This is a genomic window from Lactococcus sp. AK05 (assembly GCF_041026685.1).
Taxonomy (GTDB): Bacteria; Bacillota; Bacilli; order Lactobacillales; family Streptococcaceae; genus Lactococcus; species Lactococcus lactis.
In genome coordinates, this window is record NZ_JBFTEI010000002.1 from 1 (window position 1) to 16,221 (window position 16,221).

Sequence of the window (16,221 nt, forward strand, 5' to 3'; positions counted from 1 at the left end):
CCTCGTCTCTTGCGACAACTATTATATTCTATCAAACCTAACTAAACTTGTCAAGAATTAACTGTCTCTTTTACGACTTTTTTTATCTTACATCCGGAAAACCCCACGGTTGTCATGTTTTCTGGTCTACAGTTTTTATAACTGATATTCATAATTGGATCAATTTTTTCACTTATTATGATAAATCCATGAACTAAATCTCACTCAAAATTCGAATTAATAATAAAAAAATAAGTACCAGTAGTTACTGACACTTATTTTTTTATTATTATATGAAATTATTTTACTTTTGCTGTTGTTGCAATAACTTCTACTGCTTTTTTCATTGCAATATCATGTTTAAGCATATCAACTGGAAGAAGTTTTTCAACTTGTTCAACAGGCATGTTGTATTGACCAGCAAGATCTTCAATTTCTGCTTTTACTTCTTCATCTGAAGTTGTAAAGTTTTCAGCAGCAGCGATTGCTTCGATTACCAAGTTTGTACGCACGCGTTTGTCAGCGTCTGCTTCATATTGTTTATGAAGATCATCTTCAGAAGTTCCAGTAATTTGGAAGTACATTTCTGGAGAGATTCCTTGTTGTTGCATTCCACCAAGAAATTCGTTCATAGCGCGATGAACTTCTTCGTGAATCATTTCTTCTGGAATTTCTTTGATTTCGGCATTAGCAACAGCAGCTTCGATTGCAGCAGTTTCTACAGCATCATCATAAGCTTCTGCTTTTGATTCTTCAAGTTCTTTACGGAATTTAGCTTTAAGCTCATCCAAAGTTTCAACTTCTTCGTCAATATCTTTAGCAAGTTCATCATCAAGTTCTGGCAATTCTTTTGCTTTTACTTCATTAACAGTTGTAACAAAAAGTGCTTCTTTACCAGCAAGGTCTTCAGCTTGATAGTTTTCTGGGAATGTAACTTTTACTTCTACAGTTTCACCAGCTTTAGTTCCAACAAGTTGTTCTTCAAATCCTGGAATGAATTGACCTGAACCAAGTTCGAGGCTATGGTTAGAACCTTTTCCACCTTCAAATTCAACACCATCAACTGAACCAACGAAGTCAATAACAACGGTATCACCATTTTCAGCAGCAGTTTCTTTTACTACAAGTTCAGCTAAATTGTTTTGAGAGTTAGTCAAGCGTGTTTCAACTTCTTCGTCAGAAACTTCTTTTGTTGCTTCTACTTCAACTGTAAGGTCTTTGTAGTCACCAAGTGAAACTGTTGGTTTTACAACAACTTCTGCAGTCAATTCCCAGTCAGAGCCTTTTTCCATTTTTGCAACATCAATTTTTGGTTGTGCAACTGGTTCGATAGCAGCTTCTTTTACAGCTGCATCATAAGCAGTTGGAAGAACAGCGTTTAAAGCTTCTTCAAAAAGTGCTTCTTCACCGTACATTTTATTAAACATTTGACGGCTGATTTTACCTTTACGGAAACCAGGAACGCTAATGTTAGCTTTTACTTTATTAAAGGCTTTGTCAAGCCCAGTTTTAATTGTTTCTTGGTCAATTGAAAATGAGAGTGTACCTTTAGTATCACTAGTTTTTTCAAAACTTACAGTCATTTTTTTCTCCTTATTTTGAGCCTGAGCTCAGAAATTCATACCTTTCAAGAATAGCATAAAATCCGCTATATTTCAAGAAAGACTAGCTTTTTTGACTTATAAATCGTAATTTTTTAACAAAATAAAAGGCCTGATTCTTCCGAATCAAGTCTTTTATTATTTTGCAGGACTAAGTTTATCCATAACTTCTTTCCATAAATTATGGTTGAAAACGTTGGAAGGATTTCCTCCACCTAGAAAACCATAACCAACCATAAGTCCTAAAACGGCGGCAAGAACTAGTAGAACTATAACAAAAATAATAATAGAGAGTCTTAGTCCTAAAAATTTTATGGTTTTCTTAAACATTAGCCTTCTCCGTCTTCGTCTTCTACACGAATAATATCAGCTCCCAGAGCTTTTAATTTTTCATGGAATTTATAGTAGCCTCGGTCTAAATGACTTAATCTTCTAACAGTTGTTTGCCCTTTGGCAACCAATCCCAAAAGAATCAATGCAGCACTTGCCCGTAAATCTGTTGATTTTACCGCAGCACCTTGTAAATTTGAATTTCCTTGAATAAGGGCTGTATTTCTAGTAATATCAACTTCCAAACCCATACGACGCATTTCTTCCAAATGTTGGAAACGATTTTCAAATACTGTCTCTACCATCACTGATTCTCCCACGGCAACGGCTTGAGCAGCTGTCATTTGTGATTGCATATCTGTAGGAAATCCTGGGTGCGGTAAAGTCTTAACGCTTGTTGCTTTTAGTTTTTCAGGCCCAACAACTCGAAGACCAGATTCTTCTTGCCTAAAATTAACACCCATTTCGCTAAGTTTTGAAATCAATGGACGGTTATGTTCAGCAATCGCATCTTTGATTAAAACATCACCTTGTGTCATTGCGGCCGCAACCATGAAAGTTCCTGCTTCAATTCGATCTTGAACAACTGAATGGTTTGCCCCATGCATTTTTTCAACACCTTTAATAATAATTGTATCTGTTCCGGCCCCCTTAACATTTGCTCCCATTTTATTTAGGAGGTTTGCTAAGTCAACAATTTCTGGTTCACGTGCTGCATTTTCAAGTGTCGTTGTCCCGTCAGCTAGTGTCGCAGCAAGAATAAGATTTTGAGTAGCTCCTACTGATGGAAAGTCAAGATAAATATGAGCTCCTTTTAATTTATCAGCCTTAGCTTCAATATAACCAGCATTTTGAGTGATTGTTGCTCCCATTTGTTCAAAACCGCGTAAATGTAAATCAATTGGTCGAGATCCAATGGAACATCCACCTGGCATTGATACGCGTGCTTGTCCGTTGCGGGCTAAGATTGGTCCCATAACAACGATTGAGGCACGCATTTTGCTGACATACTCATATGGTGCTGTTGTTTTTATTTCCGAATTTGATTTAGCAATAATTTTCTTTGCTTCTTGGTCAAAGCTAATCGCAGTCCCAAGATGATTTACCAAATTATTCATCATAAAAACGTCACTTAAAATAGGGACATTAGTAAGTACAACTTCACCCTCACTAGCGAGTAATGTCGCTGCAAGAAGAGGAAGAACGGCGTTCTTCGCTCCTTCAATTTCAACTTCACCTTGAAGTTTTGTTTGCCCACCTTTTACAATTATTTTATCCATCATTTAAATCCTATTTTTCCTCTAAATTTTATTTTATATTTTTAGATTATAACACAAAAGTACCTTCCATTTTTCTGAAATATTTCACTCTGTTTATTTTTTGATGTATTTTTGTATTTCAGAAACTAAGTATGAGGGAGCAGTGAATACTCGCTCTCTACAGTTAAAATGGGGACTTTCACCCGAAATAGTCAATGTAACATAGCCAATTCTTTCAGCAATAATACTTCCAGCTGCATAATCCCAAGGTTGAAGACTACTGAAATAACCAATTATCTTTCCTTCCAGAAGCTGACCATAGCTGATACCTGCACTACCAATGATACGAACCCCTAAAGTTTGTTGGCTTAAATCTAACAAGCCTCCACTATTAGACCTATACATATAACTATTCACTCCAAGCAAACTTTGAGCCAAAGGTCTTTCTTTGAGTTCCAATTCTTTTTGATTACAAAAGGCTTTGTGGCTATCACACCAATAAAGTCTATCCTTCATGACATCTAGTATCAGACCAAATTTACCTACACCATACTCATAATAAGCAAGCATCACGGCAAAATTATCTTTTTGAACAATAAAATTTGTTGTTCCATCAATTGGGTCTAAGACCCAGAGATGCGGAATTTCTGAATCGAACTTTATTTTTTCTTCGTCTTCTTCGGCTAAAATTTTATCTTCCGGGAAATGATGGAGAATATTGGCTACTATTTGTTCTTGGACTTCTTTGTCAAAATTTGTCACTAAGTCATCATAGCGAGTCTTTTCAGTAATTTCCAACGGAGCAGCTATATTTTCTTTTAAGAAATTTCCAGCATCTCTTACCCAATCTTTAGCTAATTCAAGCCTTGTCAGCACTGACAAATCGTTTTCCACTAGCTTTTACCTCCTTGACTGCATGATAAAGTGAGTAACCACTGCTTAGTTCAAAATCACGCCCAAGCTGTTTTTCTTGCATTTTTGAGGGAACAATCTTTTTGAAAGCATTATAGGATTCTAAAAAAACTTCTTTTTCAACTTTGCTTTCATAAAATTTTTCAACTTGATTGAAAAAAGAGAGCACTTCTGTCATTTCAGTAGTACTCCAACTTAAATCAAGAGGATAATTATAATTTTCTTTCATGTTTCTCCTGCCCGTTCAGGCTAAAAAATCTATAAAATTCAGCAAAAATTTACTGACAGAATTGTTGTCAGTAAATTTTGCTGCCTAAATCTTAATCTATTGTACTTAACATTTCTGCTCGACGATATTCACGTGGCAAAAATGCACGAATTTCATCCTCGTTAAAGCCAATTTGTAGGTGTTTTGAGTCAGTAATAATTGGACGTCTTAATAGATTTGGAAATTCTGTTACCAAGTCTAATAATTCATTAATAGTCAAATTATCAACATCCACAGCCAATTTTTGAAAAACTTTTGACCGTGTCGAAATAATATCTTCTGTTCCATTTTCCGTTTTCGTCAAGATATGACGCAAATCGTTTGTTGTCATCGGTTGTGTCAAAATGTTGTGCTCTACAAAGGGAACCTTATGGCTTTGCAACCAAGCGCGCGCTTTACGGCAACTGGTACATGATGGCGACAAATATAAATCAATCACAGTCCTATTTCCCATCCTTTTAAAATTATCAGTAAGTTTATTTTTCTCCTCATTGGATAAAAACTAATTTACATCTGCTAAGTATTATATCAAAATTAATATCGCAAAAAAAGTAACGTTATGATTTTTAGCAATTATTTTCTTCTAAAAATTACAAATCACTCATTCATTTCTTCAAAAGTTTCTTGTAAATCTTCAAAATCAAGCAAATAAACTTCATAATTAGTGTTTTGTTTCATTTTTTCAACCATATATTTTAATTTTGTCTCATTTTCTTCATCGTAAAAAACAAAAGCTCCTTCGGTGTTTTCCAGTATAAAATCATTGTACTGGCGGAATTGGCTTGGACTTTCATAAGTTTCAAAAGCATATTTCACAAAATCTACTTGCTTGAAAGCTGCCAACTTAACTTGATTACTTTCGTTCCAATTTTGGCCATGTGTTTCAAAAGAAAAAATTGTCCCAATTTGAAAGTCATAATCTGTCTGAAGTTCCTTTGCTACTTCCAACGCCCAGTATTCAAAACCCAAATTACCTGTAAAAATAATCCAACGAAGGCCTTCCTCCAAAAAATTAATTAATTTTCTTCTGATTGTTTTTTTTATTATTGATACTTTTATGTCTTTTTCATTGAAAATACCTAGGTCAAAACTTGTATAACCCATGATTAGTAGTGAATTCATAAATATTTTCCCCTTGTAAAATTTATGTTATAATAGACATTATATAACTAACTGAGAATTTTATAAAGGTAGAAGACAGAATGGTTAATTATCCTAATGGAAGGTCGCGAGCTTACAGCACTGTTCCTAAGAAAAAAAAATCACTGACAGAGCTGTCAGTAACTAAAAAAAGCACCTCAAAAACCAAAGGGATGGTTGACTTCGGGAAGCGGGGAATGAATTTTGAAGCTGAAATTAATGCAACAAATGAGTATTATCTTTCTCGTGGACTTGCAGTTATCCACAAAAAGCCAACTCCAATTCAAATCGTTAAAGTAGATTATCCACAAAGGAGTCGTGCAAAAATTACAGAAGCCTACTTCAGGCAAGCATCAACCACTGACTATTCTGGAGTCTATAAAGGTCACTACATCGACTTTGAAGCAAAAGAAACACAGCAAAAAACTGTTTTCCCTCTAAAGAATTTCCATGAGCATCAAATTGTTCACATGAATAATGTTCTCGCTCAAGGGGGAATTGCTTTTGTCCTCTTGCACTTTGCAAGGCTAAATGAAACATATCTTCTTCCATCTTCGTGTTTGATTACCTTTTATTACGAAAAAGGCGGTTTAAAGTCAATTCCGCTTTCTCATATTCGCGAAAATGGCTATAAAATTGAAACGAACCACATTCCTAGAATTCCTTATCTAGAAATTGTGAATAAACTTTGTGAGGTACAGTAAAATTTCTACTAAATCTAAGAAAAATAAACAAAAAAAACGTACAAAACGCGGTTCCGCCAAATCTAAAATGTGGACGGCAGTAAAATTATTTTTAATTGCTTTCTTTTCTTTAATTATCCTAGCCCTAGCCGCTGGGGGCGCCGTTTTCGTTTATTATGCTAAGGATGCACCTGCACTCACTTTGGACAAACTTGAATCTAAACCTTCTTCTAAAGTTTATGACTCTAGCGAAAAAGTGGTGGCAACTTTAGGAGCTGAACAAAGAAATCTAGTTAAAACTGATAATATTCCAGTAATGTTGGTCAATGCGGTTACTTCTATTGAAGACCATCGTTTCTTCAATACTCGTGGAATTGACCCCATTCGTATTGCTGGAGCTTTTGTTAATAATTTAAAAGGTGGTTCTTTAAACGGTGGTTCTACACTTGATATGCAGCTCATTAAGCTTTCATTCTTCTCAACTGATGAATCAGACCAAACTTTGAGTGTTAAAATTCAAGAAGCTTGGATGGCCTTAAAATTAGACCAAAAATGGACCAAGGAGCAAATTTTTACAGCTTATGTTAATAAGGTTAATATGGCAAATGGTTATTATGGAATGGGAACTGCTTCCCAAGCCTATTATGGTAAAGATTTAACTCAGCTTTCAATCGCTCAACTTGCCCTACTTGCAGGAATGCCTCAAGCTCCTAATACTTACAATCCATATACTAATCCTACTTCTGCTAAATGGCGCCGTGACATGGTTATCCGTGCAATGCGTCGTTATGACAAGATTACACCGGAAGAAGAAAAGAAAGCTCTGGCTACCCCAATTGATGATGGGCTTCAAACTTTAAAACCAAGTGTAACTATTCCAAGTTATGCTGATAATTTCCTCAAACAGGCAATTGCTCAAGCTAAAACTTTGGCTGGAGATGATATTTTGACTGAGGGAGCTAAAATTTATACTACTCTTGATACAACAGCCCAACAAAATTTATATAACATTGTTAACACTGGTAACTATATCACTTATCCAGATGATACAATGCAAGTTGCTTCAACTGTTACCGATGTCAAAACAGGTGCTGTAATTGCACAAATTGGTGGTCGCAATCAACCAAGCAATGTTACTTTTGGCTTTAACCAAGCCGTGCAAACAGACCGAGATTGGGGTTCGACCATGAAGCCAATTGTTGACTATGGTCCAGCTTTTGAAAACAATATTTATACTTCAACTAATGATTATGTTTCTGATTCCCCAACTACTTATCCAGGTGGAACACCTTTAAAAAACTGGGATAATACTTATTTTGGTTCAATGACTGTCAAAAGTGCTCTGGCACTTTCAAGAAATATCCCAGCTGTAAAAACTTTAATAAATGTTGGACTAGATAATTCTAGTAAATTTGTTAACGGTTTAGGGATTAATTTGGATCCAATGCAATATTCTAATGCTATTTCTAGTAATACTAGCACGAAAAACGGTGGAGCAAGTTCCGAACAAATGGCTGCTGCATATGCTGCCTTCTCAAATGGAGGAATTTACACCAAGCCTTATTATGTTTCCAAAGTTGTTTTCCCTGATGGTCGAACAGTTGAGTACAAACCAGCTCGTTCACGGGCAATGCAAGCTTCAACAGCCTATATCATGACCAATATGCTCCAAAGTGTTTTAACTTTACCACTTTCTCAATCTGTAGGTTCTTATGCAGCTGTTCCTGGCTTAGCAGCTGCTGGGAAAACTGGTACATCTAACTATACAGATAGTGAAATGACTCAAATTAATGAAAAATATGGTTCTGTTCCAGGTTTTGCTGGCTCAATGGTTTCTCCAGACGAAAACTTTGTTGGTTATACTCCTCAGTATTCAATGGCTGTTTGGACCGGTTATTCAAATCGAATGACGCCAATTTATGGTACAAGTACTCAGATTGCAACCAAAGTTTTCTCATCTATGATGACTCAACTTACTCCTGATCCTTCATCTGTTGCGACATGGACAATGCCTGAGGGTGTTAGTCAAGAAGGAACTGCTCTTGTTAAGACAGATAGTTCTGGTCAAACAATAAGTCAATCCTCCGCTAATGATAACTAAATGAAAATTGAAAAAATTGTTAATAAAATTGCTCAGGAGAATACATATCTCCTGAGCAATTCTACTTCACATCTCATTATTGATCCTGGAAGTGATTCGTCAGCACTTCTTGAACGTCTTAAAATTACTGACAAAACAATCTCCGCTATTTTACTGACACACGCTCATTTCGACCACATTATCGGACTGAATGAACTAAGGAAACATTTTCCTGATGTTCCTATCTACCTTCATTCAGATGAAAAAGAATGGATGAAAAATCCTAAATTAAATGCATCACTCTTTTTCCTAGGAACTGCTGTGACTGGCCCTGAAGCTGATTATTTTTATGAAATTAATCAGTTTTACGATATTGGTGCTTTCAAGTTTCAAGTGCTCGAAACGCCGGGACATTCTATTGGTGGAGTAAGTCTGCTTTTTACATTGGAAAATGAGTCTTTTGTATTTAGTGGAGATGCACTTTTTAAGAATGCTATAGGACGCTGGGATTTACCTACTGGAAATCAAGCGCAACTTTTAAAATCAATTCGTGAACAGCTCTTCACACTTGATGAAAATACTCAAGTCTTTCCTGGTCATGGTCCAAAAACAAGTATTGGTACTGAAAAACAAAATAATCCTTTTTTCCAATAAAAAAAAGTTACTGATTCTATTGTCAGTAACTTTTTTATTTAAATTCTAATTGTTTGTCCTGGATGAATCATGTCATTAATTCCAAATCCATTGAGGGCTGCTAATTGGTCAGCTGTCATACCATTTGCTGTGGCAATTGAATAAATGCTGTCACCATTTTGAATTGTATAACTGTTTGAAGTCATTGTGTTTGAAGTTGTTGCACTAGTACTTACAGTTACTTGCAATACTTGTCCTACTTGAAGCATTGAATTAACATCATAAATTCCATTGGCTGACATCAGTGATGAAACCGTCATTCCATATTGTTCCGCAATCGAATATAAACTATCTCCCGATTTGACGGTATAAGTAGAACTTGACGATACATTGGAAGTTGTATTGGTACTTGTTGTAGTTGTAGTTGTGCTAGCACCAGCAACTTGCAAAACTTCTCCTACATGAATATCGTTCGCATTTTCTAAACTATTTGCTGACACAAGTGCATCAACAGTTGTACCATATTGAGCAGCGATTGCTGATAATGAATCTCCCTCTTGTACTTTGTATGTGCCAGCTGAATTTGTTGAGGCTGATGAACTAGTTGTAACAGCAGTTCCTCCTGATATTTCTCCTCCTTGGTCATAAACACTTAAACCAAGTTCAGAAATCACGCTATTCAATTTAGAAGCATAAGTTGGATCTGTGGCATAACGTCCTTCAAGCCAAGCTGTCGCATCTAAGTAAGAACTTGTATTTTCACGCCAAGCCCCAGAATAATATGATGAAGCACGTAACATTTTAGCTTGGGCAACACATGCGTCATAAACTGAGCTATAAGCTTGGAAGGGTTCAACAACATTTGTCATTGTTCCATTCAAATACTCTTGTGTTGGTAGATAAACAGGTGTGCCAGAAGTGTATTTAACTCCAAAAATATTATTATAATTGCTTGCTAAGGCACTTTGTCCACCACTTGATTCTAAAATTCCTTGGGCAATCATTACTGATGGATAAAGTCCGTAGTCATTTGCCACTGGTACCGCAGCGTTAATAATTTCTTGAACGGATGCAGCTTGTGCTTTAATCCCACCAAGACTTGCCAAAGCAACAATTGACGCACCAAGCGCTAATTTATGTTTCTGTTTCATCGAGTCTCCTCTTTAATATTAGATAATTTTTTGACTAAAATATGCCAATTGTATTTTTATTGTTACTTACTAGTATAAAAATTTTCTGGCGATTTGTAAAGTCTTTTCTTTATTATTTTTTAAATTTCACATCATAAATTTTTTTTAGAGCCATGATTATAATATTAGGAGGCAAATTTTTTTATTTGAGCTATAATAAAGTAAAAGGAGCGAAAAAATGACTAAAATTTATGATAACATTACTGAATTAATCGGACAAACTCCAATTGTTAAACTTCAACATGTTCCAGCAGAGAGTGCTGATGTCTATGTCAAACTTGAAGCTTTCAATCCTGGTGGTTCTGTGAAAGACCGGATTGCCCTTGCAATGATTCGGGCGGCTGAGGCCGACGGACGTTTAAAACCTGGTGGAACAATCGTTGAACCGACTTCTGGAAATACAGGAATTGGACTCGCCTTCGTTGGTTCTGCTTTGGGTTACAAAGTTGTCATTGTCATGCCAGAGTCATTCTCACTTGAACGTCGCAAATTGATTCAAGCTTACGGGGCTCAATTAGTTTTAACACCAGCTAGTGGTGGAATGAAAGCAGCAATTGCTAAGGCAAAAGAACTCTCAGAAACAGAAGGTTATTTTCTTGCCATGCAATTTGAAAATCCCGCAAATCCTGAAATTCATGAAAAAACAACAGGAGCTGAAATTATTGATGCTTTTGGGCCAACTGGACTTGATGCCTTTGTGGCAGGTGCAGGGACTGGTGGAACGATAACAGGAGTTTCGCATGCCCTCAAAAAAGCAAATCCAACTATCAAAACTTATGTTGTCGAAGCTGATGAATCTGCTATTCTCTCGGGTGAGGCTGCTGGTCCACATAAAATCCAAGGTATTTCTGCTGGTTTTATTCCTGGGAATCTTGACACTAAATCTTATGATGAAATCATTCGGGTCAAAGGAGATGATGCCATTTTAACGGCTCGTCATCTTGGAGGAAAAGAAGGATTTTTAGTTGGAATTTCTTCGGGCGCAGCCATTTATGCTGCCCTTGAAGTAGCTAAAAAATTAGGTAAGGGTAAAAAAGTGTTAGCGATTGCTCCTGATAATGGAGAACGCTACTTATCAACGGCTCTTTATGATTTTGAGTCTGAAAAATAAATAATTTTCACTGACAGAAAGTAAAAAAGTTACTGACAGAAATTTGAGAAGATAAATCAGCTAAAAAGGTTGACAAAATTTTCTGATTTTCCTGTCAGTATTTTTTATCTAAAATCCAAACAACATATTTTTATATTTCACTATTTTAGGGTAAAGTTATTTTGGGAGCGCTTTGCTCTTGGAAAATTTTAATAAGGAAAAAAACAATTTCATGAATAAATCAAAAATTTTTGCTTTCTCTGTAATTTCACTTTCTGCTGCCCTTTTACTGACAGCCTGTGGAAATTCTGTCAGTAAATCTGAAGATTCCGCTCAAGAAGCCAAATACAGCTTTGCAAGCAATATTTTAACCCTTGACACTAGCATGGCTGCTGACGTCAATTCCATTGATGTTCTTCTCAATGTTGATGCTGGACTTGTCCGTTGGAATCCCAAAGCGCAAGTTGTCAACGATTTGGCAAAATCAATTGACATTTCAAAAGATGGCAAAACTTATAATGTAACTTTGCGTGACGGTTTAAAGTGGTCAAACGGTGCTAAATTAAGGGCTGCTGATTTTGTTTATGGTTGGCAAAGAACCGTTGACCCAAAAACTGGTTCGCAATACGCATATGCCTTAACACCTGTTGCTAATGCCAGCGAAATAATGACTGGTAAAAAACCAGTTGATACTCTTGGAATTAAAGCTGAATCTGATACGAAATTAGTCATCACTTTAGCAACACCTACTCCTTACTTCAATAAATTGCTGACACTTCCAGCTTATTATCCTGTCAATGAAGCTTTCGTTAAAAAGATGGGAAATAAATACGGAACAAGTTCAGACACCAGTCTTTATAATGGTGCTTTCAAATTTGTCAAAGGAAAAAATAATTGGACTGGTTCAAATGAAACTTTTTCAATTGTAAAAAATGATCAATTCTATGACGCCAAAAATGTTAAGCTTTCTGGAGCAACTTATCAAATTGTAAATAATCCTAACACCGCTGTTAATCTTTTCAAATCTGGAAAACTTGACGTCGCTAATTTGGCCACTCCGGAATTAGTTTCTGCAAATAAGAAAAATAAAGATTATAAAGCACTAACTTCACCAAGAATTGATGTTTTAGAATACAATCAATCTGGTAAAGTTCCCGAACTTTCAAACTTAAAAATTCGTCAAGCTTTAAACTTAGCGACAAATAGAAAAAACTTGTTAGAAATTGCGGCGCCAAGTTTTTCAATTACGAATACAGTGACTCCTAAAAAATTAGATCAAGCACCAAATGGAGAAGATTTCGCAACTTACGCTGCCCAACCTTATAAATATGATGCCAAAAAAGCCGCTGAACTTTTTAATGAAGGTTTAAAAGAATTAGGAAAAACATCAATTACTCTTGAACTTGAAGGAGCAAATGACAATTCCTTTGCCAAGGCAGCGGTTGACTATCTTAAAGGCAATCTCGAAAAAGATTTACCAGGTTTAACCATTAATGAGAAACTCGTTTCTTCAGCTCAACGTCAAAAAGATGCTCAAAATAATAATTTCCAAATTCTACTGACAAGTTGGGGTGCAGATTACAATGAACCCTCTGATTTCTTGATGAATTTTGTATCAGGAAGTACAATGAATCATGGATTAGTCAAAAACCCTAACTTTGATAAAGCCTATCAAGCAGCGACTACAGCTCCTGACGTTCTGTCAGCTGATAAACGTTATGCTCATTATAAAGATGCTGAGAATGCACTATATGAGGCCGCTAATGTCAATCCCTTAGCCACTGAATCTGTTTCTTTATTATTAAATCCAAAACTTAAAGGAATTTCAACTTATAACTCAGCCATGATTTTTGATTTACGTCATGCTGAAATCACTAAATAATAAAAAAATTTACTGACAGATTTTTGTCAGTAAATTTTTTTATTCTGTCAGTAAATTTTAAACTTCACGACGAACATGTCCTGGCTCAAAAAGTTGTCCCCAAGTCATTGTCCCTAAAACTTTCTTATTGATGACCTGATTTAAACGACTAATGCTCACTCCATCAGTACTTGTTGAGTCATGTAGAATAAATCCTCCGCCAAGATAGATAGCCGCATGTTGCTCATCCTCACTTGCATCGTCAGCTGTAATTAATAAATCACCACGCGCCTTATCTGACCAATCTTCAGCCTCGCCAGTTTGAGCTAGCAAAGAGGTTGAAGCCGCAAATTGATAAACCAAAGATTGCCCGCCCAACCGGAACATTTGAGCAATAAAACTCGAACAATCAAATTCATTGGCAGCTACCGAAGCATCAGTGCGCCCTCCACCATAAACATATGGACTTTTTCCAACCAGTTTCATTCCTGATGAAATTGTTTTTTCAATCACTGAATTATCAGATTTCAATTGGCTGGCCACCGCTTCATAAGCTTTAACCACATCATCTTTACCCGTCTTTTTTGTGAAATAGTAATAATAACCATTATTTTTTTGTAATCCATAAACCATTTTTCCCGTTTGTGGACTGAAATAAACCGTTCCACCATCCAAAGTCATCAAACCTGTCTTCATCACACCTGTTGTTGAATCAAAATAATAATTATTCCCATTAATTTTTTGAAGACCAGTTAATTTTTTTGACCCAGAGTAAGCATAAGTCTCATTTGATTTATTAACCAATTTAATTGTTGAAGCCTGAACATCTTTACTATGATATATTTTAAAGCCAACAAAGAAAATTAGAAATGCTAATAAAGCTAGAATAAGTACTTTCCCTTGTTTACTCATTTTTTTAGAGCCATTTTTTTTATAATCTCTTGTTCTTTTTTCCATATCTAGTTATACCACTTCAAGTTTAATGATAACTTAATAAGAACAATTTAAGATTTGGGTAAGAAAAGTGATTTGAAATTATCTTCAAATCACTTTTATAAAATATTTAACCACTTACTTTTTCTAATTCTTGATAAATTTGTCGAAAAACAGTCAAAAATTGTTCAACTTCAGCCATATTATTCGTTGAATCAAGAGATATTCTGACCGCACTTGTTGCTAATTTTGAAGGGACATTCATCGCAACTAAAGTTCCAGCCGCCGCATTTTTCTTTGAAGAACAAGCTGAGGTTGTCGAAATATAGATTTCATGTTGTTCAAAAGCGTGAACAACGACCTCACCTCTAACCCCACGAATCCCAAAGGTCAAAATGTTAGGAGCAAAATTCTCCACTTTACTAAAAACATGAACTTTTCGATGCTTTTCTAACTCTTCTAAAATCACCTGCTTCATTGCTCGTACTTTTTGACGTTTAAAGTCATCATCATCTAAAGCTAAACGAAGGGCTTTAGAAGTCGCAGCAATTCCAGCTAAATTTTCTGTAGTCGAACGCCAATTATGCTCTTGACCTCCCCCATGTAAAAGTGGAGTCAATCTTTTCCCTTTTTTTGCAACAACAATTCCCACACCACGTGGCCCATGAAATTTATGAGCAGATAAAACCGCGAAATCTACCCGCTCTGTCAACCAAGCCTCTAATGGAATTTTACCAATGGCCTGTACTGCATCTACATGAAAAGAAATTGTTGGCTTATCAGCAAGTAGGTCAGAAATTTCGCCAATCGGTTGAATGGTTCCGACCTCATTATTGACTGCCATGATTGAAACTAAAATCGTTTCATCTCTAATCAATTTTTCAAGCTCAGAAACAATAACAAAACCATCCCCATCAACAGGTGCAAAATCAACTTCAAAACCTTGCGTTTTTAACCATTCTGCTGTATTTTTTACAGCTGGATGCTCTACATTAGAAACAATGATGTGATTACCATAAGGACGCTTTTCAAAAGCGACACCTTTTAAAATCCAATTATCTCCTTCAGTCCCTCCACTTGTAAAAAATATTTCTCGTGAATCGACTCCCAACAGTTCAGCAATTTGTCGTCTAGAAGCCTCTAATAATCTCGTCGCTGTTGTCCCCAAACCATGTAGACTTGACGGATTTCCCATAATTTTTGTTGCAACATCTGTATAAGTTCGTAAAACCATTGGATTAACTGCTGTTGTAGCAGAATTATCAAAATATATCATTTTTTATCCTTAATATTTAAAAATCAATCTTATTTTAACACAAAAAATACCGAAAAGTTTGACTAAAATATAAGAATGATGATTAAATTACCATAAAAAACTTTTGACATTCGCTATTTCTGTCTATTAAATCTTTTGACAATTCGCCGATTTCTGACGATTGAATAAAGATATACCAAAATAAAAATGAGCAACCAAGTAATAGTAAAACTCCAAATATGATGTTGCCACGAACTGTCGAGAATCCAAGCATTAACTAATAAGTAAACCCAGGCCAGCAAATAACTCGCTAAAACTTGACTAATAAATTCAAGCAAGGCAATTGTGACATATTCATCTATCAATTTAGACATGGCCCCCTGAACAAAACCATAAACAAGAATTAGAGTCATTGATTCAAAATCAATTTCTCCACCAAAATACAAAGTAAGCAAGACTCCACATACTATAGCAATGAAGGCACCTTTGAGTCCCGAAATTACATATTTCATTTTTTAGCTCCTTCTTCTAACTTCTTGTTGATATTTGCCAAGTATCTACGACTGACAGGCAACTTTTCATCTCCGATATAAAGCAATACTCCGTAAACAAAGTCTGTTTCCAAGCGCCTTATTTGTTCAAAATTAACCAGAGTATTTCTTGATATTTTAATAAAATTCAAAGCCAATTTTTTCTCATAAAAATAGAGAGGAGATCTTACTCTTATCACTCCATCCGTCATATGGAAATCTAGATAATTTTTTTCTGATTTTAAATATAAAATCTCTCTGATATTAACAATCTCAAAACCTTTATTTGTTGCCAAATAGAGTTTTTCGTTATCTATAGAAGACAAATCTTCTAAATGATATTCTTTTACAATAGCCGAAAATTCTTCTTGCCTTCGAGCAACAATGACAATTTCCGCTTCTTCTATATTAGGGTCAATTTGTTTTTTTAATTTCACTTTTTCATTATATAAATAAATACTCACTTAAACAATTATT

The 16,221-nt window shown here is 35.5% G+C and carries 17 protein-coding genes; 5 read left to right on the forward strand and 12 right to left on the reverse strand.

All coding sequences use genetic code 11. The annotated features are described in order from the left end of the window. Nucleotides 1–278: 278 nt before the first annotated feature. The 7 genes from tig to AB6B24_RS04530 all read right to left on the reverse strand — a co-directional run bounded on the left by tig (nt 279) and on the right by AB6B24_RS04530 (nt 5,471). On the reverse strand, nt 279–1,562 hold the full coding sequence (gene tig, locus AB6B24_RS04500; RefSeq protein WP_311804062.1) for a trigger factor: 1,284 nt from the start codon (nt 1,560–1,562) through the stop codon (nt 279–281). A 156-nt stretch (nt 1,563–1,718) separates the two neighbouring features. Then, nucleotides 1,719–1,910 carry a DNA-directed RNA polymerase subunit beta gene (locus tag AB6B24_RS04505; RefSeq protein WP_003131739.1) on the reverse strand — a complete coding sequence of 64 codons (192 nt, stop codon included), beginning with the start codon at nt 1,908–1,910 and terminating at the stop codon, nt 1,719–1,721. Further along, on the reverse strand, nt 1,910–3,190 hold the full coding sequence (gene murA / locus AB6B24_RS04510; RefSeq protein ID WP_311802248.1) for a UDP-N-acetylglucosamine 1-carboxyvinyltransferase: 1,281 nt from the start codon (nt 3,188–3,190) through the stop codon (nt 1,910–1,912). The genes AB6B24_RS04505 and murA overlap by 1 nt, the downstream gene beginning before the upstream one ends. A 93-nt stretch (nt 3,191–3,283) precedes the next feature. After that, on the reverse strand, nt 3,284–4,063 hold the full coding sequence (locus AB6B24_RS04515; RefSeq protein WP_311804061.1) for an inositol monophosphatase family protein: 780 nt from the start codon (nt 4,061–4,063) through the stop codon (nt 3,284–3,286). Next, nucleotides 4,029–4,310 (reverse strand): UPF0223 family protein, encoded by a 282-nt coding sequence (locus AB6B24_RS04520; protein ID WP_003131743.1) that lies wholly within the window; start codon nt 4,308–4,310, stop codon nt 4,029–4,031. Before AB6B24_RS04520 ends, AB6B24_RS04515 begins: the two co-directional genes overlap by 35 nt. Nucleotides 4,311–4,401: 91 nt before the next feature. Then, nucleotides 4,402–4,788 (reverse strand): transcriptional regulator Spx, encoded by a 387-nt coding sequence (gene spx, locus AB6B24_RS04525; protein ID WP_010905435.1) that lies wholly within the window; start codon nt 4,786–4,788, stop codon nt 4,402–4,404. A gap of 158 nt (nt 4,789–4,946) precedes the next feature. Continuing rightward, on the reverse strand, nt 4,947–5,471 hold the full coding sequence (locus AB6B24_RS04530; RefSeq protein WP_010905434.1) for a DUF1273 domain-containing protein: 525 nt from the start codon (nt 5,469–5,471) through the stop codon (nt 4,947–4,949). Between the two features lie 80 nt (nt 5,472–5,551). On the opposite strand from AB6B24_RS04530, the gene recU reads away from it, so the two are divergent. From recU to AB6B24_RS04545, 3 genes are all read left to right on the forward strand, one after another. Further along, nucleotides 5,552–6,193 carry a Holliday junction resolvase RecU gene (gene recU / locus AB6B24_RS04535; RefSeq protein WP_311804060.1) on the forward strand — a complete coding sequence of 214 codons (642 nt, stop codon included), beginning with the start codon at nt 5,552–5,554 and terminating at the stop codon, nt 6,191–6,193. Between the two features lie 67 nt (nt 6,194–6,260). Then, entirely contained in the window at nt 6,261–8,273 is a 2,013-nt protein-coding gene (locus AB6B24_RS04540; RefSeq protein ID WP_311804065.1) for a transglycosylase domain-containing protein, read from the forward strand. Then, a complete protein-coding gene (locus tag AB6B24_RS04545; protein WP_021464851.1) occupies nt 8,274–8,906 on the forward strand; it encodes an MBL fold metallo-hydrolase in 633 nt (210 codons plus the stop codon). A 38-nt stretch (nt 8,907–8,944) separates the two neighbouring features. Here the strand turns inward: AB6B24_RS04545 and AB6B24_RS04550 are convergent, their stop codons facing one another. Further along, on the reverse strand, nt 8,945–10,036 hold the full coding sequence (locus AB6B24_RS04550) for a LysM peptidoglycan-binding domain-containing protein (RefSeq protein ID WP_311804059.1): 1,092 nt from the start codon (nt 10,034–10,036) through the stop codon (nt 8,945–8,947). A gap of 217 nt (nt 10,037–10,253) precedes the next feature. Between AB6B24_RS04550 and cysK the strand changes: the two genes are divergently transcribed. Together cysK and AB6B24_RS04560 are read left to right on the forward strand one after the other, a co-directional pair. Then, nucleotides 10,254–11,186: a cysteine synthase A gene (cysK, locus tag AB6B24_RS04555; RefSeq protein WP_003131750.1), complete on the forward strand. Its 933-nt coding sequence runs from the start codon at nt 10,254–10,256 to the stop codon at nt 11,184–11,186. Between the two features lie 211 nt (nt 11,187–11,397). Continuing rightward, nucleotides 11,398–13,047: a peptide ABC transporter substrate-binding protein gene (locus tag AB6B24_RS04560; RefSeq protein WP_311804058.1), complete on the forward strand. Its 1,650-nt coding sequence runs from the start codon at nt 11,398–11,400 to the stop codon at nt 13,045–13,047. Between the two features lie 57 nt (nt 13,048–13,104). On the opposite strand, the gene AB6B24_RS04565 is transcribed toward AB6B24_RS04560, so the two are convergent. From AB6B24_RS04565 to AB6B24_RS04580, 4 genes are all read right to left on the reverse strand, one after another. Then, complete coding sequence (locus tag AB6B24_RS04565; protein WP_311804057.1) at nt 13,105–13,983, reverse strand: NlpC/P60 family protein; 879 nt, start codon at nt 13,981–13,983, stop codon at nt 13,105–13,107. Between the two features lie 106 nt (nt 13,984–14,089). Further along, on the reverse strand, nt 14,090–15,235 hold the full coding sequence (locus tag AB6B24_RS04570; protein ID WP_311802027.1) for a cysteine desulfurase family protein: 1,146 nt from the start codon (nt 15,233–15,235) through the stop codon (nt 14,090–14,092). 113 nt (nt 15,236–15,348) lie between these two features. Further along, nucleotides 15,349–15,726: a DUF3021 family protein gene (locus AB6B24_RS04575; protein ID WP_038599340.1), complete on the reverse strand. Its 378-nt coding sequence runs from the start codon at nt 15,724–15,726 to the stop codon at nt 15,349–15,351. Next, nucleotides 15,723–16,181 carry a LytTR family DNA-binding domain-containing protein gene (locus AB6B24_RS04580; protein ID WP_029344892.1) on the reverse strand — a complete coding sequence of 153 codons (459 nt, stop codon included), beginning with the start codon at nt 16,179–16,181 and terminating at the stop codon, nt 15,723–15,725. Before AB6B24_RS04580 ends, AB6B24_RS04575 begins: the two co-directional genes overlap by 4 nt. Nucleotides 16,182–16,221: the final 40 nt, after the last annotated feature.

Excerpts from the sequence above, each read along its gene's own strand:
- tig (WP_311804062.1), bottom strand. The coding sequence starts at position 1,562 with ATGACTGTAAGTTTTGAAAAAACTAGTGATACTAAAGGTACACTCTCA.
- AB6B24_RS04505 (WP_003131739.1), bottom strand. The coding sequence starts at position 1,910 with ATGTTTAAGAAAACCATAAAATTTTTAGGACTAAGACTCTCTATTATT.
- murA (WP_311802248.1), bottom strand. The coding sequence starts at position 3,190 with ATGGATAAAATAATTGTAAAAGGTGGGCAAACAAAACTTCAAGGTGAA.
- AB6B24_RS04520 (WP_003131743.1), bottom strand. The coding sequence starts at position 4,310 with ATGAAAGAAAATTATAATTATCCTCTTGATTTAAGTTGGAGTACTACT.
- AB6B24_RS04530 (WP_010905434.1), bottom strand. The coding sequence starts at position 5,471 with ATGAATTCACTACTAATCATGGGTTATACAAGTTTTGACCTAGGTATT.
- recU (WP_311804060.1), top strand. The coding sequence starts at position 5,552 with ATGGTTAATTATCCTAATGGAAGGTCGCGAGCTTACAGCACTGTTCCT.
- AB6B24_RS04540 (WP_311804065.1), top strand. The coding sequence starts at position 6,261 with ATGTGGACGGCAGTAAAATTATTTTTAATTGCTTTCTTTTCTTTAATT.
- AB6B24_RS04545 (WP_021464851.1), top strand. The coding sequence starts at position 8,274 with ATGAAAATTGAAAAAATTGTTAATAAAATTGCTCAGGAGAATACATAT.
- AB6B24_RS04550 (WP_311804059.1), bottom strand. The coding sequence starts at position 10,036 with ATGAAACAGAAACATAAATTAGCGCTTGGTGCGTCAATTGTTGCTTTG.
- cysK (WP_003131750.1), top strand. The coding sequence starts at position 10,254 with ATGACTAAAATTTATGATAACATTACTGAATTAATCGGACAAACTCCA.
- AB6B24_RS04560 (WP_311804058.1), top strand. The coding sequence starts at position 11,398 with ATGAATAAATCAAAAATTTTTGCTTTCTCTGTAATTTCACTTTCTGCT.
- AB6B24_RS04565 (WP_311804057.1), bottom strand. The coding sequence starts at position 13,983 with ATGGAAAAAAGAACAAGAGATTATAAAAAAAATGGCTCTAAAAAAATG.
- AB6B24_RS04570 (WP_311802027.1), bottom strand. The coding sequence starts at position 15,235 with ATGATATATTTTGATAATTCTGCTACAACAGCAGTTAATCCAATGGTT.
- AB6B24_RS04575 (WP_038599340.1), bottom strand. The coding sequence starts at position 15,726 with ATGAAATATGTAATTTCGGGACTCAAAGGTGCCTTCATTGCTATAGTA.